A 21493-nucleotide genomic window follows, 5' to 3' on the forward strand; every position below is an offset into this window, starting at 1 on the left:
CTCTGTCCCGAGGCTAGGCCGACAGCAGGGGCGAGAATGGGGCGAGGGCATGGACGAAGAGAGGCTCACGACCCTAGATTGACGCCATGAGCGTCGCCTTCACCCGCGAAGAGGACCTGGAAGCCACGGCGGCGGACCTGCCGGACCGGCCGGTTTCGCCGCATCCCAATCTGGTGACACCTTCGGGCCTGACCCAGATTGAGCGTGAATTGGCGAGCGCGCGCGCAGCCTACGCCGCCGCCCAGGCTCAAGGCTCCATCGAGGCGGACCGAACCGCGATGGCGCGGGCGACCCGCGACCTGCGATACTGGTCGGCCCGTCGCTCGAACGCCCAGTTGATCGAGACTGAACCTGACGGGACCGTGCGCTTCGGCGGGTCGGTGACGATCGAACGTGAAGACGGTCGCTCGCAGACCTGGTGCATTGTCGGCGAGGACGAGGCTGATCCCACCAAGGGGTCGGTCAGCCAGGTGTCGCCGCTCGCCCGCGCTCTGATGGGAAAGTCCGTCGGCGATGTCGTGAGCATCAACGGCCAGGAGGCCGAGGTGGTCGCGGTCGACTGAAGCCTGCCGGCTCAGGGGCTGGCGTTTGCCCCGTTCCGCTCAGCGATCAGGGCTGAGACATTGATGTCCGATCCGACCACGCAGGTGTCGGCGCTGAGCGGACAGATGCCGAGCGTTCGCTCGATCTCGCGCAGGCGCACGACCTCGGGGTTGGAGCGAATGGATTCGGCCAGCAGCCGGTTGGCCTCGGCCTGACCGCGGGCCTGGGCGATGCGGGCCTCGGCGTTGGCGCGCTCAAGGTTGACCCGCTCCAGCGCCGCGCGCGTGTTCTGTTCGGCGGTCGTGCGCGCCTGGATGGCGGCCAGCACGCTCTCGGGATAGCGGATCGAACCTACCCACTCCATGCGGATGATCTCCAACCCTTGCGGACCCCATTCGCGCTGAAGCGCGCGCATGGCGGCGGCGAGCGCCACCTGGCGGCCCGGCCCGATCAGCTGGCCCGGACAGGTTGGATCCTCGTCGGGAGCGGCGGGGGCGGACTGTGCGCCTTCAGTAGGAACAACCGGCGCGATGTCGGCCACCGTCAGCTGAGCGTTGCAGGCCACCGGCAGGCGTTCTGTCTCGCGCGCGATGGCGGCGCGAACCGAGGTTCGAAGGGGGCCATCGATGAAGGCGTCAAACTCCTGCCGCCAGGTGGCGAACAGGTCCGCGGCCCGGTCCTCACGCACGCGGAAGGTCAGGGCGACGTCGGCGGACATCGGCAGGCCGAGATTGTCAGAGAAAGTGATCTCCTCGTTCTCGCTACCGTACTCGTTGGGTTCACGGGTGTAGCTGTAGGTGCGCTGGAGCGTCGGATAGGTGCGGATTTTTTCGCCGATGCCTTCCCAGTGGAAACCCGGCCCCAGCTCGTCGCGCTGAACGCCCGGATTGGCCCCGAAGCGGGTGGTCTTGATGCCCATATAACCGCTCTCGACCGTGACGCTGCACGACGAGACGGTGATGGCGGCACCGACGAGCAACAGGATGATGGCGGCACCCATGCCGATCGTGCGCCCAACCGAGGGCCGCCCGCCCGTTGGCAGGCGCGGGCCCTTCCAGACGCGGTTGGTGTCAGTCATGGCGAACTCCTAGCGGCCAAAGGCGCGGCGCGCCCAGCGAAAGATGCGGAAGGCCAGCCAGGCCAGGCCCAGCACGCCGACGACGCCGACGACGGTGGCGACGGGCAGGGCCCCGTTGAACCGGGACGACAGGATCATGGGCACGAGCCAGCGGGTCAGCACGATCAGGGCCGCGACCCAGCCGACGATCAGTGCAACCAGCATGATAGCGATGCGGGCTTCGCGATCCATGACGCCTCCAGCCCCGATCTAGGGGCAGGCCGTGCGCCTTGGCAACCTCAAGTCGTCAGACCAGCTCGACCGCCATGGCCACAGCCTCGCCGCCGCCGATGCACAACGACGCCACGCCCTTCTTGCCGCCGCGCATCTGAAGCGCGCCCAGCAAGGTCGCCATGACGCGGGCACCCGAGGCACCAATGGGGTGACCGAGCGCGCAAGCGCCGCCGTTGACGTTCACCTTGGCGTGGTCGAGGCCCATCTCCTGCATGGCGATCATGGGGACGACGGCGAAGGCCTCATTGATCTCCCACAGGTCGACGTCGTCGACGGTCCAGCCAGCCTTGTCCAAAGCCTTGCGCATAGCCGGGACCGGGGCGGTGGTGAACAGGGCCGGTTCATGGGCGTGGGCGGCATGGCTGATGACGCGGGCGACGATGGGCAGACCCAGCTCGTTGGCCGTCGATTCGCGCGTCATAACCAGCGCGGCGGCACCATCACTGATCGAGGAGGCGTTGGCGGCGGTGATGGTCCCGTCCTTGGCGAAAGCCGGACGCAGGGTCGGGATCTTGTCGGGGCGGGCCTTGCCGGGCTGTTCGTCGGTGTCGACGGTTTCAGTCCCGGCGCGGGTCTTGACCTCGACGGGCGTGATCTCGGCGGCGAAGGCCCCCGAGGCGATGGCCGCGTTGGCGCGGGCCAGGCTCTCGATGGCGTAGGCGTCCTGCTGTTCTCGGGTGAACTGGTACTGGCCGGCCGAATCCTCGGCGAAGGCCCCCATCAGCTTGCCGGGCGTGTAGGCGTCTTCCAGACCGTCCAGATACATGGTGTCGGAAATCACATCGTGGCCGATGCGGGCGCCGCCGCGATGCTTGGCCATGACATAGGGTGCCCCTGTCATGCTCTCCATGCCGCCGGCGACGATGACGTCGGCGGTCCCGGCTTTCAGGGCGTCGTGGGCCATGGCCGCGGCCTGGAGGCCCGAGCCGCACATCTTGTTGACGGTGGTGGCCTCGACATTCTGGCCCAGGCCGGCACCCAGCGCCGCCTGGCGGGCCGGAGCCTGGCCGAGGCCGGCGGGCAGGACGCAGCCCATGAAAATCTGATCGACCTTGGCCGGATCGACCTTGGCACGCTCGACGGCGGCCTTGACGGCCTGGGCACCCAGGTCCGTCGCCTTGACGCCAGACAGCACACCCTGAAAACCGCCCATCGGGGTGCGGGCGAAGGAGACGATGACGACGGGATCGTTGGCCTGGGTCATGGGGAGATGTCCTGAAGCTAAAGGGTCGGCGGGGATATAGGCCTGGATCGGTCCGGCGTCACGCTACGGCGTCCTAAAGGATCTTGCGCCTTTGCCGGGCCACCGCCAGGGGCGTGCCGTCTGCGGCCCGGCAGACGACGTCGTCGACCGACCAGCCCAAACCGATGTCCAGCAGAGTGAATTCAAAGAAGGCCCAGCCGTCCGGGCACAGTTCGGGGGTCGGATCGGCGAGTAGATCGTAGCGCAGGTCCACCGAGGTCATCATCGGCGGCGAGGTGAAGGCGGTCCAGGCCGGTGGATAGAGGGCGTCCAGCAGAAAACACAATCGGTCCGCGTCGAGCGGTGCGCCATCGCGCGTCCGCATCCACACGCGTTCAATCGGCGGCTTGCCGACATTGCCGCCGAAGATATTGGGACCGTCGACATAGATGTAGTCGACCTGACGCGTGAACCACGGCGACAAGGGGTCCGAAAGCTGATCGCGGATCAGCCTGTCGTCGCGCGGCGGCGGCGGCGCGGTCAGGGGCGCAAGGGCGACGCTGGGCGCATCCCGGCCCCAGGTCGCCGTCGCGTGCAGGGTCAGCCGATCCCCCTGGAAGGCCTCCAGCGCCGTATAGGCGACGCGGCGCCCGCCCCGCAGGGTGCGGGGCCGCAACATGATCTCGCGCTCGAAGCGCGCGGCGGCGAGATACTGAACCGACAGGGTTCTAAGCGGCGACGTCAGGTCCAGCCCCTCGCGCATGGCCTTGGCCGCCAGAGCGGCCAGCAGTCCGCCGAACGGCGCACCGGCCTCGGGCGGCCCGCCCTGAGGTCCATTCGAGAAGCCGCCGGTGAGATAGGCGCTGAGCGCCTCGCCGTTGCGGGTCAGGCTCAGGGCCTCGGGCAGGGTTTGGTCGGTCATGGGCGCGGCTTGGACAAAGGCGGGCGGGAGCGCAAGCGCCCCCGCCCGAGGTGCAGGTTGGCGACGATCCGAATCGAGGCGATTCGATAACGTTGCGATTAAAAACCTAATCGGGCGCGTTCGTTTTCGCAACCCACTTGTCAAATGCCTGACGGAGCGTCATCTTCGTCGGCATGGGACGTACTGCTGACTATTCCGATCAAAGCTGCTCGATCGCCGCGACCTTGGAGGTCATCGGCGACCCCTGGACGCTGCTTGTCATCCGTGACGCCTTCAAGGGCATCAGCCGTTTCGAGCAATGGCAGGAACGGCTGGGCGTTGCGCGCAATGTCCTGGCCTCACGGCTGAAGACGCTGGTGGCCCACGGCGTCCTTGAGGCGCGCCAGTACTCCGCCCGCCCTCCGCGCAACGAATATGTCCTGACCCAGAAGGGCAAGGATCTGGCGGACGTGCTGGTGACCATGCACGCCTGGGGGTCCAAACACCTCTATGGAGACATGGAAGCCGGGGTTGTCTTCAAACACATCCCGTGCGGTCAGCAGCTCAAGCCCCGTGTCGCCTGCGATTGCTGCGGCGAAATCGTCAAACGCAGCGATATCGAAATGATCGTGCTGCAGGATCGCCCGACCGTCGGGGAAATCCTGTCCAGGGACGAGGCGGCATAGGCAGGATCGTCTGAAGCCGTAACGCAGCCGTCAGCCTCCAGCACGCTGGATTTTAGAGCCAGATGTCCGACCTCGGACCCGTTCTGCGTACTCCCAACAGTAAGCGTTGCTGGGAGGCAGAGCGATGGACCGATACAAAAACTGGCTGGCAGGGAGCGCCGCGGCGCTGGCCCTGATGGCTTCGGGGCACGCGCAGGCTCAACCATCCTCGGCCCCGACCTTGCGGGTTTGGTCGGGCGAACAGCCTTGGGCACAATGGAATGATCCCGCCGCAGAGGTGGACTATGTCTCGGCCCGCCCACGTGACGCCGTTGAAACGTCGCGAATAGAGGCAGCGGTTGATCGGGTTCTGCGGCAATACCCGAGGACCGGTCGGCCGTTCGGCCTGGTCGGCTGGAACGACCCGGCGACTTTTCAGCCACCCCAGCCTGGTCCTGAGCGGATGATCGGCATCATGATCCGGATGCGGGCCGATGACCGGGCTTTTGCCGGAGGTTGTGGAGCCCAGGGCGACAGCGAGTACCTGACCGTACCGGTGTCCTGGTTCGACGCGCCAGATTCCAGCACCTGGATGTCGGCCTATCCGGAATTGTCCATCGCCATGGCAATCGGCTGGCGTCAGATGCGAGACTACTGCGCAGACCGGTTGAACCTGTCGCCCGTTCCCGTCTCCGAGGCCCGCACCTCGCCGGTGGGACTGGCCTTGAATGGATTGGGAGGAGCGCTCGGCCAATCGGGACTGTGGGGAGACCTGACGCGAGACGGCGACAGTTGGGATGACCAGATCATCGGGCGGATGCTGGATCGGCTCGGCGTTTCCCGGTTTGACGATCAGGTCGCGCTGGCGTCGCCGACGGGCCTGGCTCGGCGTATGGGTGGCCTGCGACCGGTCGACCACCCGCTCTTTTCCGTGCGGGCTGGAAGCTCTCCCGACAGCTGGTTCTGGTACTATGCGGGTTGGGTCCGGGACTGGACCTTCCTGGAACCGCTTCTGGCTAGCGCGCCGTCGGACGATACGGACCCAGCCCTACGGGACTGGCTGGATTCCGCCCTGCGCCGAACAAGCGATGCCGGCATCGGTCTCGACCGGGCCCTGGCGACCATCAATTGGAACGACATTACGGCCAACTGGCAGTCCGACCCCGCCCTTCGCGGACGTGGCGTGTTTCGACGTGAGATCTGGCAAGAGGCGATGATCAGCGTCAATGCCGCGCCCGGATGCGCACCCGTGTCGCTGTCGCACGAGGTGGCCGCCGTGCCGGTCGACCTGGAGCTGGCAGAGGCGGCGTCCAACTGCATCGTCGTGGCTTGGGATGGGCCGCCGCCCGACCCTGAACTGCCTCCCGTCTTCACCGTTGTGGCCAGAGCGCACGGCGTGGATGCGGCGGGACTGGACGCGCTTCATCTATCTGCCGACCAGAATTGGTCCGATACCCTCACCGTCGAACGCGAAGGCGGGGTTCAGGCTTTTGACCGACGCCATCACACACCGCTCATCCGGCCCGGCATCGTCGTGGAAAACACCGCGACCGGCGAGGCAACCAAGGTCTGGGAGGTCGTCCTGCGGCCCGACCCTGCCTTTGGCGATGATAGAATGACGCTGGTCTTCACCAATCAGCATCCCGACCGTCCCGGCTCGACCCGACCGATGGACCTGGACTTGACGGTTGGCGCGGGGGCCCACGAGGCCCGACAGAATCTCAGCGGGACGTCATTGCCGGCGGATGGTGATCCGTGCCGAGATCAACAGCGGCTTTCGCTGGGTGTGGCGCAGACCTACAGCTTGCCGGTCGTCAGCTTCCACGCGGCGGCGCTGGATGCCGACGACTTTGCCATCACCGGCCACTTCCTGGCCGCAGGCTCGCCTGACTTTATGCGGCAAATGACCGACTGCGTGCGCGTCCAGTTCGCGCTGTCGCAGGTGGGAGTTGGTCAAACTGTTTCGACGGCTCCAGCCGGGTCGCCGGACGCTGTCTGCGCCGGGCGTATGGCCGCGGTCACGGGTCTGGGAGCCCAAGCCATGGCGGCGGCATCCGGTGGTGGTAGCCTTACAGGGCTCGAAGGGCTGGCGCCCCGGCAGGTCTCGTTCAGCCTTTCGGCGCGCACGGCGATCACGGGGCCCGGAACCTACGCTGCTGACGCCTCGGTGAGTTACGAAGACCTTCCGGCAGAGACGCGCGGGACCCTGCTGCCCTCGAGCTATGGCGAAGGCACAATCACAGTGGAGGAGGCGGGGCCCGGCTATCTCAAGGTCCGCTACCAGGCGCGCTTTGAGCCTCAACAATGCCAGGCCTATCTGGCGGGGACGATTTCCGGCGAGTTGGAGGCGGTCGTGGCCTTGCCGCTGGCCCCAGCGTCGCGCCGGGCCATGATCGCACCTCGCCCGATTGACCTGCTGGGGGAGCGGCTATGGGTGAGCCTGTCTGCCTCGGACCGTCGCGAGATGGAGATGGCTGATCGCCGAGGCGATCCTGAGCCGGGACCGGCACGAGGCCCCTCGGGAACCGGCGGGGTGTTGGGTACCGGTCAATGTGCTCTGACGCCCGAGGAGGTGCGCCGTCTGCTGGAACAATATGCGGCTCAGGTTCCCGAGCAAGTTCGGGCCGAGATGATGGCCCAGATCCTTGCCGACCCTGAGGCGGCTCAGCAACTGGCCTGCATCTTTCGCGATGCCATGTGATCGGCGGGTGTTCGTCGTGTGATCAGGCGGCGGAGGTGAGCCACAGGGCCGTGGCCACGCCACAAAAGACCAGAACGAACGCTTCGGCCTGGAGCTCGACCAGGCCGCTGAGCACCTGGGCTGTGGCGGTGGCGTACATGACCCAGAAAGGCAAGGATCTGGCCGACGTGCTGGTGACCATGCACGCCTGGGGGTCCAAACACCTCTATGGAGACATGGAAGCCGGGGTTGTGTTCAAACACATGCCGTGCGGTCAGCAGCTCAAGCCCCGCGTCGCCTGCGATTGTTGCGGCGAGATCGTCAAACGCAGCGATATCGAAATGATCGTGCTGCAGGTCCGCCCAACCGTCGGGGAAATCCTGTCCAGGGACGAGGCCGCCTGAACCCCGACGGCGCGACGGCGGCGTTGCCGGGCTAGTTGCCCGACCGGCTGGCCTCCAGGGTCGCCGATGTCGTGTTCATCGCACCGTTGAAGATGCTGGTGCCGTTACCGGCAAACAGGCTGAAGGCCGCAAAGATCGTCAGGGCGATGCCGGCGATGATGAGGCCGTACTCAATGGCCGTCGCGCCCCGGAGGTCTTTCGCCAGTTGGCGGAACAGTCGTTTCAAGCTCCGCCTCCTTTCATCCTAAAGCAGGTCGCAGAGGTGCGCGACCAGGGGCAGGTCCGCCGGCGGCATGGGATATTCGGCCATTCGATTGGGCCGAACCCACGCCAGGGCCGCGTGATGGCGATTGATTACCACCCCGTCCCAGCGCCGACACAGCCACAATGGCATGAGAAGGTGAAAGGTTTCATAAGCATGGCTGGCAAAGACGTAGGGGGCCAGACACGACTCTTTCACCTGGATCCCAAGTTCCTCATCCAGCTCGCGGATAAGGGCCTCTTCAGGCCGTTCGCCCGGCTCGACCTTGCCACCGGGAAACTCCCACAACCCGGCCAACTGCTTGCCTTCGGGGCGTTGGGCGATCAGCACCCGGCCCTCGTCATCAACGAGCGCCGCGGCCGCTACGAGGACGATGGGGAGGGTCACGAGCGATAGTCGCCGTTGATCTCGATGTAGCCCTTGGTCAGGTCACAGGTCCAAACCGCCGCCTGGCCGCGCCCAACCCCGACGTCGACCGAAATCTCCAATTCGGATCGTTTCATATAGGCGCTCATCTTGACCTCGTCGTAGGTCGGTGCCGGCGCACCGTCGATGGCGGCCTGATGCGGCCCGAACTTGATGGCCAGACGATCCCGCGAAACGGGTTCTTCGGTCTTGCCCACAGCCATGACGATACGGCCCCAGTTGGCGTCCTCGCCCGCAATGGCGGTCTTCACCAGCGGGCTTTCGGCGATCGACTTGGCGATCCGGCGGGCCGAAGCGGGGCTGGCTGCCCCTGAAACCTGAACCTTGACGAATTTTGTCGCCCCCTCCCCGTCGCGCACCAGCTGGTGGGCCAGGCTCAACAGCACCTTCTCCAGCTTCGCAGAAAAGTCCGCCAGGCGACGGTCGCCGACCCGACCGATGCGCGGCGCGCCGGACTGGCCCGTGGCAATCAGCAAACAGGTGTCATTGGTCGAGGTATCCCCGTCGACCGTCACCGAGTTGAACGTCGACCTCACATGAAGCGACAACAGCGCGCGAAGGACGCCGGGCGACAGGGCCGCATCGGTGAAGACGAAGCCCAGCATGGTCGCCATGTCCGGCGCGATCATGCCCGATCCCTTGGCGATGCCGGCGATGCGAACCTTGACCCCCTCGATTTCGGCCTCGGCATAGGCCCCCTTGGGGAAGGTATCCGTCGTCATGATGGCGCGCGCCGCCTCGTCCCACTGGCCGGGTTTGAGCGCCTTTTCGATGTCTGGAATGCGGGCGGCGATCTTCTTGTCGTCCAGAACGACGCCGATCACACCGGTCGAGGCCAACAGGACATCCCGCTGGCGACAGTCGAACCGCTTGGCGACCTCTGAGGCCGTGCGTCGGGCCGCATCCGCCCCCGGACGGCCGGTGAAGGCATTGGCACAGCCGGCGTTCACCACCAGGGCGCGCACTTCGTCTCCGCCCGCCCCCTCCAGGTGACGCTTGCACCAGTCGACCGGGGCCGATCCGATCTTGTGACGGGTAAAGACACCTGCCGCAGTCGTCCCTTCGGCAAAGCGAAACACGACCAGATCCGGTCGGTCGTGCTTGTAGAAGCCCGCCCGGGCCACCGCCATCTCCACGCCGGGAATGGCCTTCATGCGCGGCAGTGGCACGGCCAGAGGCGAGATCGCCAACCCCGGCTTGCCTGGTGTGGGCGAAACAGCCGCGGTTGCGGGTTTCTGGCCCGACGCCTTCTTGATGGCCGAGGCCAAAGGATCGAGCGCACGCTCCAGCGTCTGGCCGACAGCCTTGGCGCTGTCGCCTATCCCGCCTGACTTGCCTGACGAACGGCTCATTGGGCGGCGCCCGCCGCCGGCGACGGGGCCACCGGTGCTGTCGGGGAGGCGGCATTCTCACGCCGTGCCGGAGGTGCCGAGGCCGGCTCTTCTGGCGCTCCGGGAACCGCCATCGGGTCATCACGAAGCAGAATCTCGATTTCTGCCCGCCCCCTCAGCCTTTCAAGCAGCTGGCGGACCTGATCATAGGTCAGGAAACGCAGGATCTGCGGGCGCGCCTGCTCCAGGGTCAGGGGCTGCTCCTGACGGCGGTCCTCAACGCGTAACACTGCCCAGCCGCCTTCCGCCTGGAAGGGACCGACCGTGTCGCCGGCCCGCGCATCGGTCAGCGCCCGTCCAAAGGCCGGCGGCATGGTGTCAGCGGTGAAGTAGTCCAGATCACCGCCGTTGAAGCGGGTCGATTCATCAATCGAACGGTCCGCCGCCAGGGCCTCGAACGACGCGCCATTGGCCAACAGCGACATGACCGCATCGGCCTCTTCGCGCGTCCGCACCAGGATCATGCGCGCCCGAAACTCTTCGGACTGCTCGGTCAGGCGGCGTTGCTCCTGATACAGTTCCTCGACCGCGCGACCGGTGATGGCATCATCCACCACCGTCTCGACCAGCATGTCGCCGAGAATACGCTTGCGGGCGGCCTCAAGGCGCTGACGCGCCAGCGGCGTATCGTCCAGCCCCTGACGTTCGGCTTCCCGAGCCAGAAGCTCCTGGTCAATCACCTCATCCAGAACCCGCCGAAACAGAACTGTGGCCGGGTCGAGCGGCTCGCCCTCCCCGATCAGGCCCTGGGCGACCGCCTCACGTTTCACATCCGACGCCCAGATCGGATCGCCGGACACCCGCGCCACCACAATATCGCCGGGCTGCGGCGGGCGTTCATCCGACGGGGTCCGGCTACAGGCCGTTGCGCCCAGAACGACAACGAGACTGAGGGCCGTCAGAATCCGCTGAACCGAAAGGACGCTCATAAGCCAGGCCTCGCCAAACGCAGACAATGATGATGGGCCCGTATCGTTGACAGGGCTAGGGGGGCTGCTTAAGTCTCACGCGCGCCCAAGTCGAGGGGATTGAACCCGCTCGAAACGCCTGGCCGCGGCGCATCCCGCCCCGCTGTCAAGCTCCTTGTCTTCCTCCCAAGCGGCGGCGCACCGCGCCTGTCTGACCGGTACTCCATGCTCGGCATCGCCAAGAAACTCTTCGGTTCCTCAAACGACCGCAAGGTCAAGGACATGCTGGTGCGTGTTCAGAAGATCAACGCGCTGGAGGCCCGCTACGAGGCTCTGTCCGACGACGAACTGCGGATGATGACCCAGACGTTCCGCGACCGCCTGGAGGCGGGCGAAACCCTGGACCAGATCCTCAACGAGGCCTTCGCCGTCGTGCGCGAGGCCGCGAAACGCACCCTGGGTCAGCGCCACTACGATGTTCAGCTCGTCGGCGGCATGATCATCCATCAGGGCGGCATTGCCGAAATGCGCACCGGTGAGGGCAAGACCCTGGTGGCCACTGCCCCGACCTATCTCAATGCCTTGACCGGCAAGGGCGTACATCTGATCACGGTCAATGACTATCTGGCACGACGTGACGCCGACTGGATGGGGCGGATCTATCGCTTCCTCGGGCTTGAGGTCGGTGTCGTCGTCAACGGCCTGTCCCAGGCCCAACGGACCGCCGCCTATCAGGCCGACATCACCTACGGCACCAATAACGAATTCGGCTTCGACTATCTTCGCGACAATCTGGTCTATGACGTGCGCGAAATGGTCCAGCGCGGCCACAACTTCGCAATCGTCGATGAGGTCGATTCGATCCTCATCGATGAGGCGCGCACGCCTCTGATCATCTCGGGCCCGACCGAAGACCGGTCGGACTTCTACCTCGTCGTCGATGAAATCGTCCGTGAGCTGATCAAGGACGAAACCACCTATGACCTCGACGAAAAACAGCGTCAGGTCCTGCTCAGCGAGATTGGATCCGAGAAGGTCGAGGATCTTCTGGCCGCAGCCGGCCACCTGGCCGAGGATTCCGCCGGGCTGTACGACCCTGCCAACATCTCGGTGGTTCACCACGTCAACCAGGCCTTGCGCGCCAACATGCTGTACACGCGCGACAAGGATTACATCATCCGCGCCGGCGAGATCATCCTGATCGACGAGTTCACGGGCCGGATGATGCAGGGGCGGCGCCTGTCTGAAGGCCTGCACCAGGCCATCGAGGCCAAGGAGAAGGTCAAGGTTCAGCCGGAAAACCAGACCCTGGCATCGGTGACGATCCAGAACTATTTCCGCCTCTACGACAAGCTGTCGGGCATGACTGGCACCGCGGCCACCGAGGCCAGCGAATTCCACGACATCTACAAGATGGATGTGGTCGAGATCCCGACCAATCGTCCGATCCAGCGGATCGACGAGGACGACGAGGTCTATCGGACCATGGCCGAGAAGAACCAGGCCATCTGTTCGCTCATCGCCGAGCGTCACGTCCTGGGCCAGCCGGTCCTGGTCGGCACCGTCTCGATCGAGAGATCCGAGCAGCTTTCCAAGATGCTGGCGGAATTCCCCTTTGAGGTTGAGGTCTGGCGCGTCAAGGACGACCAGGTCGAGCGCCTCATGGAGGCCACGGGCGGCAAGTCGATCAAGCTGATCTGGTCGCGACGCGAGCTTGAAGCCGACAAGACCGGCAAGAAGCTGCGCGAAAAGCTCGGCGACGACGCCTTCGAGATCCAGACCCGCAACGGTGTCGGGGTGCCGCACAACGTCCTGAACGCGCGTCACCACGAACAGGAAGCCCTTATCGTCGCAGACGCCGGTCTGCCGGGTGCCGTCACCATCGCCACCAACATGGCCGGTCGCGGCACCGACATTCAGTTGGGCGGCAACCTCGACATGCACATGCTGCGCTGGGAAGCCGACCTGCGCGATGCCGGCCAGGAGCCTGACCCGGCCGCCGAACTGGTCGAGCGTGAGCGCATCGCCGCCGAGATCGTCGGTCGCCGCGATGAGGCGCTCAAGGCGGGTGGGCTGTTCGTTCTCGGCACGGAACGTCACGAGAGCCGCCGCATCGACAACCAGCTTCGCGGTCGAACCGGTCGTCAGGGCGACCCCGGCTTCTCGAAGTTCTACCTGTCGTGTGAAGACGACCTGCTGCGCATCTTTGCCGGTGACCGCCTGGATTCGATCATGCGCAACTTCGGCGTCGCCGAAGGCGAGGCCATCAGCCACAAGTGGCTGAATTCAGCCATCGAGACGGCCCAGAAGCGGGTCGAGCAGCGCAACTTCGAGATCCGTAAAAACCTGCTCAAGTACGACGACGTCATCAACGAGCAGCGCAAGGCCATCTTCGAACAGCGCCAGGAGTTCCTGCAGTCCGACGATCTGTCCGAGCTGGTCGACGAGTTCCGTCAGGATTCCGTGGCCGAGATGGTCGAGCGGTTCCTGCCAGAGAAGGCCTATGCCGAACAATGGGACGTTGAAGGCTTGGACGAGCGCGTCCGCTCGACCCTGGGTCTTGAGCTGCCGATCGCCGAATGGGCTGCCGAAGAAGGCGTCTCCAACGAAGAGATGGAAGAGCGCATTCAGGCCGCTTCCGAAGCCCGCGCGGCTGAGCGTCTGGGCCTGATCGGGGCCGACCAGATGCGCGGCCTGGAGAAGAACTTCCTGCTTCAGATGATCGACATGCAATGGCGCGAGCATCTGGTGCATCTGGATCACCTGCGGGCCGTCATCGGTCTGCGAGGCTACGCCCAGCGCGATCCGCTGAATGAATTCAAGACTGAGGCCTATTCGCTTTTCGAGGGTCTGCTGTCGAACCTGCGCCAGAACGTAACCCGCTGGTTGATGACGGTCGAATTCCAGTTCCGCCCGCCGCCGCCGCCGCTCGACATCCAGGAGGTTCACCTGAATCCCCAGACCGGCGAGAACGAGATGGCCAACCCGGCGGCCCAGCTGCCCGAGGGACTCGGCTCGGCCGATCAACGTTCCAAGCTGCCGGTGTCGATGCTGCCCGAAGGCTGGGAGCGCACCAGCCGCAACGCCGCCTGCCCGTGCGGCTCAGGCCGCAAGTTCAAGCACTGCCACGGGGCTTTGGTCTAGACTGCGCCGAACACAGCCGGTCCGTCAGCGACGGATCGGCTGCTGTCGATGGTCCAGCACCTCATAGTGGGCGGCTGTACGGTCGAACCGTATCAGCAGGCCCAGGGCCTCTTCCGGCACATAGGCCAGGTCATGGCCTTGCGGCAAAAAGGCCTTCACCGCCTCGATCGACGAGAACCACATCAGGGTGGAGAATTCCGTCTCCGCGCCCTCCGGCCCATCGATGTCGCGCCGCATCAGGTCGATCAGCTGGAAACCTTCCAGGCAGAGGCCCTCGATGTCCGGGATCACCTGATGATGGATGACGGCCTGATAGGTTTCAGCGTCCTCACGTCGCGTCCAGCCGCGCCAGACCCGACAGATCATGCGTCGCCCCGCGGGCGCGCGATAATCTTGCCAAAGGCTCCCGGATCACGGTCGCCGATGCGGCGAACGCTGACCTCAATCTGAATGGCGTTGCCGTCGTCGCACCACAGGTAGTTGCGCTCGACCTCGACCTCGTCGCCTGCGGGGGTCAGCCCCGTATAGCTGTCGCCCCAAGGCGTGATGCGCCTGAGCTCTTCCCAGCTCAGCGCCTGGGCCTGGTCGAGTTCCTCATCGACCATGGCGGCCAGATCGTCGCCGTTCACAGCCATCGACGGACACGCTCCTTGTAGTCGAGATAGGGCTGGCCGAATCTGGCGGCCAGATAGCGTTCTTCACGCTGAATCACGCCCCAGGTCATCAGGGCCAGACACGGCAGCAGCAGAATCATCGCCGACGGGCTCTGCAGGCCCAGCGCCAGGCCCAGATAGACCAAGGTGAAGCCGACATACATCGGGTTGCGGCTGAACCGGTACGGCCCGGTCGCGACCAGGGCCGTCGACGGCGACCAGGGCACCACATTGGTCCCCGCCTTCTTGAACAGGCCTCCGGCCCACATCTCCAGGCCCAGACCGGCCACGATGAGCACAACCGCGATCACCTTGACCGGGAACGTCAGCTCAAAAGGCATCGACAGATGCAGGACGTAGGTATCCAGCACCCAACCCAGCAAGAGGAAGCCAAAATAGATCAGGGGTGGCGGGGCAATGACACCGGCATGGGCGTCCGGCGCGGGAGGCGGGGTCTGGATCATGGGGGCTGTCTTACAATGACCCGTGCTGGAACGTCACCACACGATCAGACGCCCGATTTTGCCAAGGCAATCGCCAGGACCAGTCCACCGATAACCGCGACATTGACCAGGAAGCCGTTCAAGGATGCCGAACGAGCCTCGCCCTCCTGATTCCAGAAATCCAGCAACAACAGATTGGCCAGGGCCACAAACAGGATCAGGGCCCCCGCAGCCCAGACCGTATGGAACCCGGACGCCAGCAGCGCCCCGGCCGCCGCTTCCCACAGGGAGGCAAAGACCAGGATCGTTCCCGGCAACGGCCAGCCGCGCTCTGCCAGCATGGCGCGGACCTCGCGGAAGATGCGAAAATGATTGAGCCCGCCCCAGACGAAATACAGCCCGATCAGGGCGAGGCCGAGATGTTCGACGAGGACCAGCGGGTGCATGGCCTAACTTGTAGCGCCGCCGCTGCCGCGCGTCATCTGCGCTCAACCCACACGCGGATACGCCCCGGAGATCTCTCTCCGGGGCGTCCGCCAGAAACGGCTGTCCGCCTTACTGGAACATGCTGGCGATAACCGCGACAACCAGGCCGGTGGTCACGGCGGCCAGGACCACGTCATTGCCGCTACGGACGTATTCATAGCCATACGGCGGGGCGTAGAGGCCATACCGTCCATAGTCACGGATCACATACTGGTTGGTCCGGTACTGGTAGGGCATGCGCTGGCCATAGGCCCAGGCACGGGTCTGATAGCCGCGCGGTGCATAGTAGCGGCCGGCGCTGTAGCGGCGCTGGGCACGCTGCCACCGCTCATAGCGGCGCTGTTCTGCGCGGTCATGGCGGTCGCCACGACGCTCCCAACGGTCATCGCGTCGATCATCGCGGCGATCGTAGCGGTCATCCCGTCGATCGTCACGACGATCATAGCGGTCGTGCTGGCGCTCGTAGCGATCATGGTCACGGTCGGAACCGCGTCCATAGGATTGGGCCGAGGCCATACCAGCGGTGCCGAGGGTGCCGACGGCCATAAGACCCGCCAGAGCCAGGCTCAGGGACTTTTTCATGGATCATCTCCGTTTTCGGCCGTCGCGGCGGGGGCCGCCTTTGCCGTCCATGGAGGGGTTATGGCGTCTGCGTCCTGACCTCGCGCTGAACAGCACGGGTCATCCCAGGTTCATCCTGGCAGATGGTCAGGCCGCCTGGCGAAGGGCCTCACGGCCCGCCGCGGATCGCTCGAGAACCTGACCCAGGGCCCGGAAGTCGATCGGCTTGTTCAGATAGGCGTCCGCACCGGCCGCAAGACCGGCCTCATGGTCCTCGGTCCGGGCCGAGGCCGACAGGACCACCAGCGGAGCATGCTGGTTTGGCCCCGGCGCCTGACGGAGGATTCGCGTTGCCGACAGCCCGTCCATCACCGGCATATTCACGTCCATCAGGATCAGGTCAAAGGCCTCGACGGCACAGATATCCAGGGCCAACTGGCCATTCTCGGCGGTCACCGTGCTGTGGCCGACGCTCGACATCCAGGCCTCGATGATCATGCGATTGACCGGATGGTCTTCGACGACCAGAACCTTGAGGGGCCGCTCACACGCCACCTCGTCGTCGATCGCCTCCGCATCCTGCGGCACATGCCAGTCCACGACGTCCGCCTCGACGGAAAAGGTGAAGGTCGAGCCAACGCCCAGGCGCGTATCCACAGTGATCGTGCCGCCCATGATCTCGGCCAGACGCCGCGAGATGGTCAGGCCCAGGCCCGTGCCACCGTGGCGACGTGTCGAAGAGCCATCAAGCTGGGTGAAGGGTTCAAACAGCCGCTGGAGATCGGCGCTGGCAATCCCCGGCCCCGTATCGGACACCGAAAAGTCTAGCTTCACACGTTCATCGGTCAAACGCTCTGCCATCACCCGGAAGACGATCTCACCGTCGTGGGTGAACTTGATCGCGTTGGACAACAGGTTCTGGAGAATCTGGCCGACCCGGACCGGGTCGCCACGCACGACGGACGGGATCTGATCGCTCGTTTCCAGCCGGTAGACCAGCTGCCTGGCCTGAGCCTGAGCCGAGGCCACGCCTGACACGCGCTCGAGCAGCTCAGCGAAATCAACGTCGGCGTTGTCGAACTCCATGCGGCCGGCCTCGATCTTGGTCATGTCGAGGATGTCGTTGAGCAGCGTCAACAGGCTGTCACCCGAGTTGCGGACGATGGACACATAGTCATGCTGGGTCTTGTCCAGCTGCGTCGCCGATAGCAGCTGGGCAGCTCCCAGGACGCCGTTCATCGGCGTCCTCAGCTCATGCGAGATCACGCCCAGGAAGGCGGACTTGGCCTGATTGGCCGCGTCGGCCCGATCGCGGGCCGTCTCCAGTTCGGCAATCAGGTGTGCCTGATGGTCCTGGAAGGCCTTGATGCGGGCCTCTTTCACCATGGTCATCACCACATGGACAAAAAAGCCGGCGGCAATGAAGGGAATCGACGCCACGAAGGGCCAGAAGTCAGGCGTGCCCCACAGGCTGGCCAGGCAGATCAGCGCCGCCACACCATAGGGTGACGAGATCACGGCGGCCTGGCGGGGGCTCGAGCGCAGCTGGGTGAAGACCAGCAGATAGCCCGACACCAGGAAGACCATGGCCAAGGGCCGCCCGAAGGACGCGCCTGAGAACCAGGCAATCAGCGGGGCCAGCGCCCAGGCGCAGGTCGTCAGGGTCGCCACGGTCGGGAACAACAGGCCATATCCCGACCCGACCCGGGCTGCGACGCGACGCTCGATCCAGCCACGGTAGGTCCCGGCCGCCAGGGTCAGGACCAGCCAGCCCAGGCCCAGACGCAGCCCAACCGTCGCCGTCAGTCCCAAGGCCCAGGACAGGATCACACCGTAGCGAAGATAGTGGGTCTGCAGGATCGCCGTCAGCGCCTGTGCGGCTTCGGACTGGGGCACATGCTGAGCCGCCGTCGACGCAGCCATGGCCGACGCTGGCTGCGGTTCCGTAACCCCCATGGCTCGCCTCCGACCCCAATATCAGGGGCGACCCTAGCTTCGGACTTCTAAGATCAAATGAACGTCAGTCTTCTCCGGGAACAAGCGCCTGGATCGACAGGGCATGGACGGGTCCGGCCAATTCGTCTTGCAAACAGGCGTTGACCGCCCGCTGGCGGGCGACGCGGTTCATCCCGGCAAAGGCCGCCGACACCAGACGCACATTGAAATGGCTCTCCCCGCCTGCGTGTCCGTCAACACCGCCTTCGTGATGATGGCCGGCGTGGCGTGCGGAATCGTCCTCAATCACCAGCGAGGTCGGCGCAAAGGCCGCTTCCAGCTTGGTACGAATGCCACGCGCGACGGGCCCTTCAGTGTTCATCATCGTCCTTTCCTTGAAGACGCCGGAATCAACCTTACACTTGGGGGTGATGGACGATGCGTTTCAATACCGGCCGCGCTTTACCGATATTCGGGTCAAGCCGCCCAAGCCCGAAGAGGACGAGGCCCAGGCCCTCGGCCTCAAGCCGGGAGAGATTCCGTGTGACTGGCCGACCTGTCGCAAGGCAGCGTCAGCGCGCGCGCCCAAGTCGCGAGAAACCCGCGAGTTCTACGATTTCTGTCAGCCCCACGCGGCCGAATACAACAGGAACTGGAATTTCTTCGCCGGCATGAGCGAAGGCGAGGTTCGCGCCCACCGAGAGGATGAGCTGACCACCGGCGGACGCCCCACCTGGAAGATGCAGGCCGGCCGCGCCAGCCGAGAGGCCGCCGCCTTCGCCGCCAAGTTCGGCAGCGGCAAGAACACCGGAGCCGGCTCCTGGCGTGACACCTTCGAAATGTTCGGCGGCGCCCGCCGTGCGCCCGAGGCCGCGCCAGACCCGGCCGCGCGCCTGGGCAAGCTGGAACGCAAGGCCCTGGCCGACCTGGATCTGGAATACGGCGTCGACGCCCAGCAGATCCGCATGCGCTACCACGACCTGATCAAGCGCTGTCACCCCGACATGAACGGGGGCGACCGCGGGGCCGAAGACAAGCTCCAGCGCGTCCTGATGGCCTTCCGTACGCTCAAGAAGGCCGGCATGGCCTGATCGGCGCCGACACCGCCTTGAGGCCCCTCGACCACCCCGTTCGGACGCGCTAAGCCGACGCCCATGTCCACATCATCCACCACCGCCGCCGATCCCCTTCTGACCACCCAGCCGGAACGCTGGGCCACGGTGCGCGAGGTGCTGGGCGTCGACAGCGACATGAAGGTGCCGGTGTTCGCGCCCGGCGACGCCCATGTGCCGGAGCTGGACCCCGCCTATCGCTTCGATCCGCAGACGACGCTGAGCATCTGCGCCGGCTTTGCCCATGATCGCCGCGTCATGGTCCAGGGCTATCACGGCACCGGCAAGTCGACCCACATCGAACAGGTCGCCGCCCGCCTCAACTGGCCGATGGTGCGGGTCAATCTCGACGCCCACGTCAGCCGTATCGACCTGATCGGCAAGGACGCCATCGTCCTCAAGGACGGCAAGCAGGTTACCGAGTTCCGTGAGGGCATCCTGCCCTGGGCGCTCCAGCGCAACATCGCCCTGGTGTTCGACGAATACGACGCCGGCCGCCCGGACGTGATGTTCGTCATCCAGCGCGTGCTGGAGGCGCAAGGCAGCCTGACCCTCTTGGACCAGAACCGGGTCATCCGCCCGAACCCGTGGTTCCGCCTGTTCGCCACCTCCAACACCGTGGGCCTGGGCGACACGACGGGCCTCTATCACGGTGCCCAGCAGATCAATCAGGCCCAGCTCGACCGCTGGTCCATCGTCACCACGCTCAACTACCTTGACCATGACGTCGAGGCCGAGATCGTCCTGGCCAAGGTGCCCGAGTGGAACAACCCCGAAGGCAAGCGCCGCATCGCCGCCATGGTGCGCGTCGCCGACATGACGAGGAACGCCTTCATGAACGGCGACATCTCCACCGTCATGTCGCCCCGCACCGTCATCACCTGGGCCCAGAACGCCATCATCTTCGACGGCGACCTCGGCCTGGCCTTCCGCCTGACGTTCCTGAACAAGTGTGATGAGCTCGAGCGCCCGACCATCGCCGAGTTCTATCAGCGGGCCTTCGGCGAGGACCTTCCCGAGGCGGCGACGCGGGTGAAGGTGAGTTAGGGGCGTAGCAAAATACAGAGTCCTACAGCGTCCTCAGGACAGCCTTCGAAACGGCGGGTGAATTTCGGCCGCGGCAATCGATCCGAGTAGGTGTCGACCTTCAGCTTCGGAAATTCGGTCCTGAATTTTTTAGCCGCGTCTGCCATTCTCGCTTCAGCAGGCTTCTTCCCCGGCAGGGTCAAATGAAGCGCACAGACAGCCACCCAGCGCACCGATCCTTCGTGCTTCTTTCCAAACCTATCGAGCATGGCCACAAGCCTGTGCGAGTCGGCCTTCAGACCAGAGAATCCAAAGTGGCGCTTGACCTCGACAAGCCCTCGTAGGCGGTCGAGTCGATTGTAGAAAGCCACGTCGACCCGGCCGCTTTTGTTGATGCTATCGGCCACGCGCCCAGTTGAGGCCCCGCTCCATTCGTGGAGTTTGGCGATCGGCGTCTCCAAAGTAACCCACCCAGCCCCGCCCGACGCTTCATAAAGCGCCTGAGCAACCTTGACGGACAGAAACGGCTCGATCCCCCAAGCATGGATGTTCGGGTCGCGGGTCCAGAGATGATACTGACGCCAGCCATCCACCAGACCGCGCGCTATTGCTGAGCCGTATTCCGAGAATTGTGTCATGCCGCCCTCGGCGTGATCCGCGCCAGAGCGTCGCCCAACTTGCGGCGCTGCTCCACCAGGTCGAAATCGGCCTGCAGCCCCAGGAAATACCCCGGACGAAGGCCCCAGTAGCGGGCGAGGCGCAGGTCTGTGTCGGCCGTCACCGTGCGCTTGCCCAGCACGATCTCATTGATCCGCCGGGGCGGCACGCCGATGGCGCGGGCAAGGGCCGACTGGCTCAGTCCGGCGGGCTTGAGAAAATCTTCCAGCAGAATGTCGCCCGGCGTCGGATTGTGCAGCCACTCATCCGGTGCGCCCGTCTCAGCGAACCCCTCAATGGTAGTCGCAGATTTCGACATCGTCACAGCCTCCGTCACGCCAGCGGAAACAGATCCGCCACTGCTGATTGATCCGGATCGAATGCTGGCCGCGCCGATCCCCCACCAGCGCCTCCAGCCGATTGCCGGGCGGAACCCGCAGGTCGTCCAGAACCGCGCTCCGGTTCAACTGACGCAGCAGGCGCAGCGCCTTGTCCTGGATATCCGGCGGCAATCTGCGGGAGCGCCGACCGGCCCAGACCCGCTCCGTCTCGCGGTCCCGAAAGCTCCGGATCATCCCAAATCATAACGCATAACGTTATGTGGTGCAACCCATATGTGGCCGAAGCACACCCCCTCGCGGCCTTCCCGCCCCCACCACCTCCAGACTTGTCATCCCAGCCATAGCGGCGCAGCGCTGAGAGCCGGGACAACCGCGCCGCCTCCACCCCACGCGGCGGCATTCGCGCCAACCTCGCCGTTGT

General features: G+C 65.2%; 25 protein-coding genes. 7 read left to right on the forward strand and 18 right to left on the reverse strand.

What is annotated here, in order from left to right; translation table 11 throughout:
- The first annotated feature begins 86 nt into the window (after positions 1–86).
- Entirely contained in the window at positions 87–563 is a 477-nt protein-coding gene (gene greA / locus G391_RS0102515; protein ID WP_029086114.1) for a transcription elongation factor GreA, read from the forward strand.
- Positions 564–574: 11 nt separating this feature from the next.
- Here the strand turns inward: greA and G391_RS13630 are convergent, their stop codons facing one another.
- From G391_RS13630 to G391_RS0102535, 4 genes are all read right to left on the reverse strand, one after another.
- A complete protein-coding gene (locus tag G391_RS13630; protein WP_051257073.1) occupies positions 575–1621 on the reverse strand; it encodes an SPFH domain-containing protein in 1047 nt (348 codons plus the stop codon).
- A gap of 9 nt (positions 1622–1630) precedes the next feature.
- A complete protein-coding gene (locus G391_RS0102525) occupies positions 1631–1852 on the reverse strand; it encodes a hypothetical protein (RefSeq protein WP_029086115.1) in 222 nt (73 codons plus the stop codon).
- A 55-nt stretch (positions 1853–1907) separates the two neighbouring features.
- Complete coding sequence (locus tag G391_RS0102530; protein ID WP_029086116.1) at positions 1908–3098, reverse strand: acetyl-CoA C-acyltransferase; 1191 nt, start codon at positions 3096–3098, stop codon at positions 1908–1910.
- Positions 3099–3171: 73 nt separating this feature from the next.
- On the reverse strand, positions 3172–3999 hold the full coding sequence (locus G391_RS0102535) for a thioesterase family protein (RefSeq protein WP_029086117.1): 828 nt from the start codon (positions 3997–3999) through the stop codon (positions 3172–3174).
- Positions 4000–4172: 173 nt separating this feature from the next.
- On the opposite strand from G391_RS0102535, the gene G391_RS0102540 reads away from it, so the two are divergent.
- The 3 genes from G391_RS0102540 to G391_RS13635 all read left to right on the forward strand — a co-directional run bounded on the left by G391_RS0102540 (position 4173) and on the right by G391_RS13635 (position 7727).
- Positions 4173–4664 (forward strand): winged helix-turn-helix transcriptional regulator, encoded by a 492-nt coding sequence (locus G391_RS0102540; RefSeq protein WP_029086118.1) that lies wholly within the window; start codon positions 4173–4175, stop codon positions 4662–4664.
- 124 nt (positions 4665–4788) lie between these two features.
- Positions 4789–7344, forward strand: coding sequence for a hypothetical protein (locus tag G391_RS0102545; protein WP_029086119.1), 2556 nt, complete (start codon positions 4789–4791; stop codon positions 7342–7344).
- 137 nt (positions 7345–7481) lie between these two features.
- A complete protein-coding gene (locus G391_RS13635) occupies positions 7482–7727 on the forward strand; it encodes an HxlR family transcriptional regulator (RefSeq protein ID WP_035303481.1) in 246 nt (81 codons plus the stop codon).
- A gap of 31 nt (positions 7728–7758) precedes the next feature.
- On the opposite strand, the gene G391_RS0102560 is transcribed toward G391_RS13635, so the two are convergent.
- From G391_RS0102560 to G391_RS0102575, 4 genes are read right to left on the reverse strand one after another with little or no spacing between them, the layout of a single operon-like run.
- Complete coding sequence (locus G391_RS0102560; protein WP_029086120.1) at positions 7759–7953, reverse strand: Flp family type IVb pilin; 195 nt, start codon at positions 7951–7953, stop codon at positions 7759–7761.
- Between the two features lie 18 nt (positions 7954–7971).
- Complete coding sequence (locus G391_RS0102565; protein ID WP_029086121.1) at positions 7972–8376, reverse strand: (deoxy)nucleoside triphosphate pyrophosphohydrolase; 405 nt, start codon at positions 8374–8376, stop codon at positions 7972–7974.
- Entirely contained in the window at positions 8373–9767 is a 1395-nt protein-coding gene (argJ, locus tag G391_RS0102570; RefSeq protein WP_029086122.1) for a bifunctional glutamate N-acetyltransferase/amino-acid acetyltransferase ArgJ, read from the reverse strand. Before argJ ends, G391_RS0102565 begins: the two co-directional genes overlap by 4 nt.
- Positions 9764–10735 carry a foldase protein PrsA gene (locus G391_RS0102575; protein WP_035303482.1) on the reverse strand — a complete coding sequence of 324 codons (972 nt, stop codon included), beginning with the start codon at positions 10733–10735 and terminating at the stop codon, positions 9764–9766. The genes argJ and G391_RS0102575 overlap by 4 nt, the downstream gene beginning before the upstream one ends.
- 204 nt (positions 10736–10939) lie before the next feature.
- Between G391_RS0102575 and secA the strand changes: the two genes are divergently transcribed.
- Positions 10940–13858, forward strand: a complete 2919-nt coding sequence (secA, locus tag G391_RS0102580; RefSeq protein WP_029086124.1) for a preprotein translocase subunit SecA — start codon at positions 10940–10942, stop codon at positions 13856–13858.
- Between the two features lie 24 nt (positions 13859–13882).
- Here the strand turns inward: secA and G391_RS0102585 are convergent, their stop codons facing one another.
- From G391_RS0102585 to G391_RS0102615, 7 genes are all read right to left on the reverse strand, one after another.
- Positions 13883–14224 carry a hypothetical protein gene (locus G391_RS0102585; RefSeq protein ID WP_029086125.1) on the reverse strand — a complete coding sequence of 114 codons (342 nt, stop codon included), beginning with the start codon at positions 14222–14224 and terminating at the stop codon, positions 13883–13885.
- Positions 14221–14493, reverse strand: a complete 273-nt coding sequence (locus G391_RS0102590; protein ID WP_029086126.1) for a hypothetical protein — start codon at positions 14491–14493, stop codon at positions 14221–14223. The genes G391_RS0102585 and G391_RS0102590 overlap by 4 nt, the downstream gene beginning before the upstream one ends.
- Positions 14484–14975 (reverse strand): methyltransferase family protein, encoded by a 492-nt coding sequence (locus tag G391_RS0102595; protein WP_035303483.1) that lies wholly within the window; start codon positions 14973–14975, stop codon positions 14484–14486. The genes G391_RS0102590 and G391_RS0102595 overlap by 10 nt, the downstream gene beginning before the upstream one ends.
- A 44-nt stretch (positions 14976–15019) precedes the next feature.
- A complete protein-coding gene (locus G391_RS0102600; RefSeq protein ID WP_029086128.1) occupies positions 15020–15400 on the reverse strand; it encodes a DoxX family membrane protein in 381 nt (126 codons plus the stop codon).
- A 109-nt stretch (positions 15401–15509) separates the two neighbouring features.
- Positions 15510–16022 (reverse strand): RcnB family protein, encoded by a 513-nt coding sequence (locus G391_RS0102605; protein WP_029086129.1) that lies wholly within the window; start codon positions 16020–16022, stop codon positions 15510–15512.
- Positions 16023–16148: 126 nt separating this feature from the next.
- On the reverse strand, positions 16149–17957 hold the full coding sequence (locus G391_RS13640; protein ID WP_245572021.1) for an ATP-binding protein: 1809 nt from the start codon (positions 17955–17957) through the stop codon (positions 16149–16151).
- Between the two features lie 64 nt (positions 17958–18021).
- Positions 18022–18321, reverse strand: coding sequence for a BolA family protein (locus tag G391_RS0102615; RefSeq protein WP_029086130.1), 300 nt, complete (start codon positions 18319–18321; stop codon positions 18022–18024).
- A 46-nt stretch (positions 18322–18367) separates the two neighbouring features.
- On the opposite strand from G391_RS0102615, the gene G391_RS0102620 reads away from it, so the two are divergent.
- Complete coding sequence (locus tag G391_RS0102620; RefSeq protein WP_029086131.1) at positions 18368–19027, forward strand: J domain-containing protein; 660 nt, start codon at positions 18368–18370, stop codon at positions 19025–19027.
- Between the two features lie 63 nt (positions 19028–19090).
- Complete coding sequence (gene cobS / locus G391_RS0102625) at positions 19091–20095, forward strand: cobaltochelatase subunit CobS (RefSeq protein ID WP_029086132.1); 1005 nt, start codon at positions 19091–19093, stop codon at positions 20093–20095.
- Here the strand turns inward: cobS and G391_RS0102630 are convergent.
- Genes G391_RS0102630 through G391_RS0102640 form a run of 3 tightly spaced genes read right to left on the reverse strand, consistent with a single transcriptional unit; the run spans position 20092 to position 21306 of the window.
- On the reverse strand, positions 20092–20712 hold the full coding sequence (locus tag G391_RS0102630) for a hypothetical protein (protein WP_029086133.1): 621 nt from the start codon (positions 20710–20712) through the stop codon (positions 20092–20094). The genes cobS and G391_RS0102630 overlap by 4 nt on opposite strands.
- A complete protein-coding gene (locus tag G391_RS0102635) occupies positions 20709–21050 on the reverse strand; it encodes a HigA family addiction module antitoxin (RefSeq protein WP_029086134.1) in 342 nt (113 codons plus the stop codon). The genes G391_RS0102630 and G391_RS0102635 overlap by 4 nt, the downstream gene beginning before the upstream one ends.
- Complete coding sequence (locus G391_RS0102640; RefSeq protein WP_029086135.1) at positions 21025–21306, reverse strand: type II toxin-antitoxin system RelE/ParE family toxin; 282 nt, start codon at positions 21304–21306, stop codon at positions 21025–21027. The genes G391_RS0102635 and G391_RS0102640 overlap by 26 nt, the downstream gene beginning before the upstream one ends.
- Between the last annotated feature and the right edge of the window lie 187 nt (positions 21307–21493).

Origin of the sequence: Brevundimonas aveniformis DSM 17977 (assembly GCF_000428765.1) — a bacterium.
Classification (GTDB): Bacteria; Pseudomonadota; Alphaproteobacteria; order Caulobacterales; family Caulobacteraceae; genus Brevundimonas; species Brevundimonas aveniformis.

Bases quoted from the DNA above. Each gene is read 5' to 3' on its own strand.
- greA (WP_029086114.1), top strand. From the start codon at position 87: ATGAGCGTCGCCTTCACCCGCGAAGAGGACCTGGAAGCCACGGCGGCG.
- G391_RS13630 (WP_051257073.1), bottom strand. From the start codon at position 1,621: ATGACTGACACCAACCGCGTCTGGAAGGGCCCGCGCCTGCCAACGGGC.
- G391_RS0102525 (WP_029086115.1), bottom strand. From the start codon at position 1,852: ATGGATCGCGAAGCCCGCATCGCTATCATGCTGGTTGCACTGATCGTC.
- G391_RS0102530 (WP_029086116.1), bottom strand. From the start codon at position 3,098: ATGACCCAGGCCAACGATCCCGTCGTCATCGTCTCCTTCGCCCGCACC.
- G391_RS0102535 (WP_029086117.1), bottom strand. From the start codon at position 3,999: ATGACCGACCAAACCCTGCCCGAGGCCCTGAGCCTGACCCGCAACGGC.
- G391_RS0102540 (WP_029086118.1), top strand. From the start codon at position 4,173: ATGGGACGTACTGCTGACTATTCCGATCAAAGCTGCTCGATCGCCGCG.
- G391_RS0102545 (WP_029086119.1), top strand. From the start codon at position 4,789: ATGGACCGATACAAAAACTGGCTGGCAGGGAGCGCCGCGGCGCTGGCC.
- G391_RS13635 (WP_035303481.1), top strand. From the start codon at position 7,482: ATGACCCAGAAAGGCAAGGATCTGGCCGACGTGCTGGTGACCATGCAC.
- argJ (WP_029086122.1), bottom strand. From the start codon at position 9,767: ATGAGCCGTTCGTCAGGCAAGTCAGGCGGGATAGGCGACAGCGCCAAG.
- G391_RS0102575 (WP_035303482.1), bottom strand. From the start codon at position 10,735: ATGAGCGTCCTTTCGGTTCAGCGGATTCTGACGGCCCTCAGTCTCGTT.
- secA (WP_029086124.1), top strand. From the start codon at position 10,940: ATGCTCGGCATCGCCAAGAAACTCTTCGGTTCCTCAAACGACCGCAAG.
- G391_RS0102585 (WP_029086125.1), bottom strand. From the start codon at position 14,224: ATGATCTGTCGGGTCTGGCGCGGCTGGACGCGACGTGAGGACGCTGAA.
- G391_RS0102590 (WP_029086126.1), bottom strand. From the start codon at position 14,493: ATGGCTGTGAACGGCGACGATCTGGCCGCCATGGTCGATGAGGAACTC.
- G391_RS0102595 (WP_035303483.1), bottom strand. From the start codon at position 14,975: ATGATCCAGACCCCGCCTCCCGCGCCGGACGCCCATGCCGGTGTCATT.
- G391_RS0102600 (WP_029086128.1), bottom strand. From the start codon at position 15,400: ATGCACCCGCTGGTCCTCGTCGAACATCTCGGCCTCGCCCTGATCGGG.
- G391_RS0102605 (WP_029086129.1), bottom strand. From the start codon at position 16,022: ATGAAAAAGTCCCTGAGCCTGGCTCTGGCGGGTCTTATGGCCGTCGGC.
- G391_RS13640 (WP_245572021.1), bottom strand. From the start codon at position 17,957: ATGGGGGTTACGGAACCGCAGCCAGCGTCGGCCATGGCTGCGTCGACG.
- G391_RS0102615 (WP_029086130.1), bottom strand. From the start codon at position 18,321: ATGATGAACACTGAAGGGCCCGTCGCGCGTGGCATTCGTACCAAGCTG.
- G391_RS0102620 (WP_029086131.1), top strand. From the start codon at position 18,368: ATGGACGATGCGTTTCAATACCGGCCGCGCTTTACCGATATTCGGGTC.
- cobS (WP_029086132.1), top strand. From the start codon at position 19,091: ATGTCCACATCATCCACCACCGCCGCCGATCCCCTTCTGACCACCCAG.
- G391_RS0102630 (WP_029086133.1), bottom strand. From the start codon at position 20,712: ATGACACAATTCTCGGAATACGGCTCAGCAATAGCGCGCGGTCTGGTG.
- G391_RS0102635 (WP_029086134.1), bottom strand. From the start codon at position 21,050: ATGTCGAAATCTGCGACTACCATTGAGGGGTTCGCTGAGACGGGCGCA.
- G391_RS0102640 (WP_029086135.1), bottom strand. From the start codon at position 21,306: ATGATCCGGAGCTTTCGGGACCGCGAGACGGAGCGGGTCTGGGCCGGT.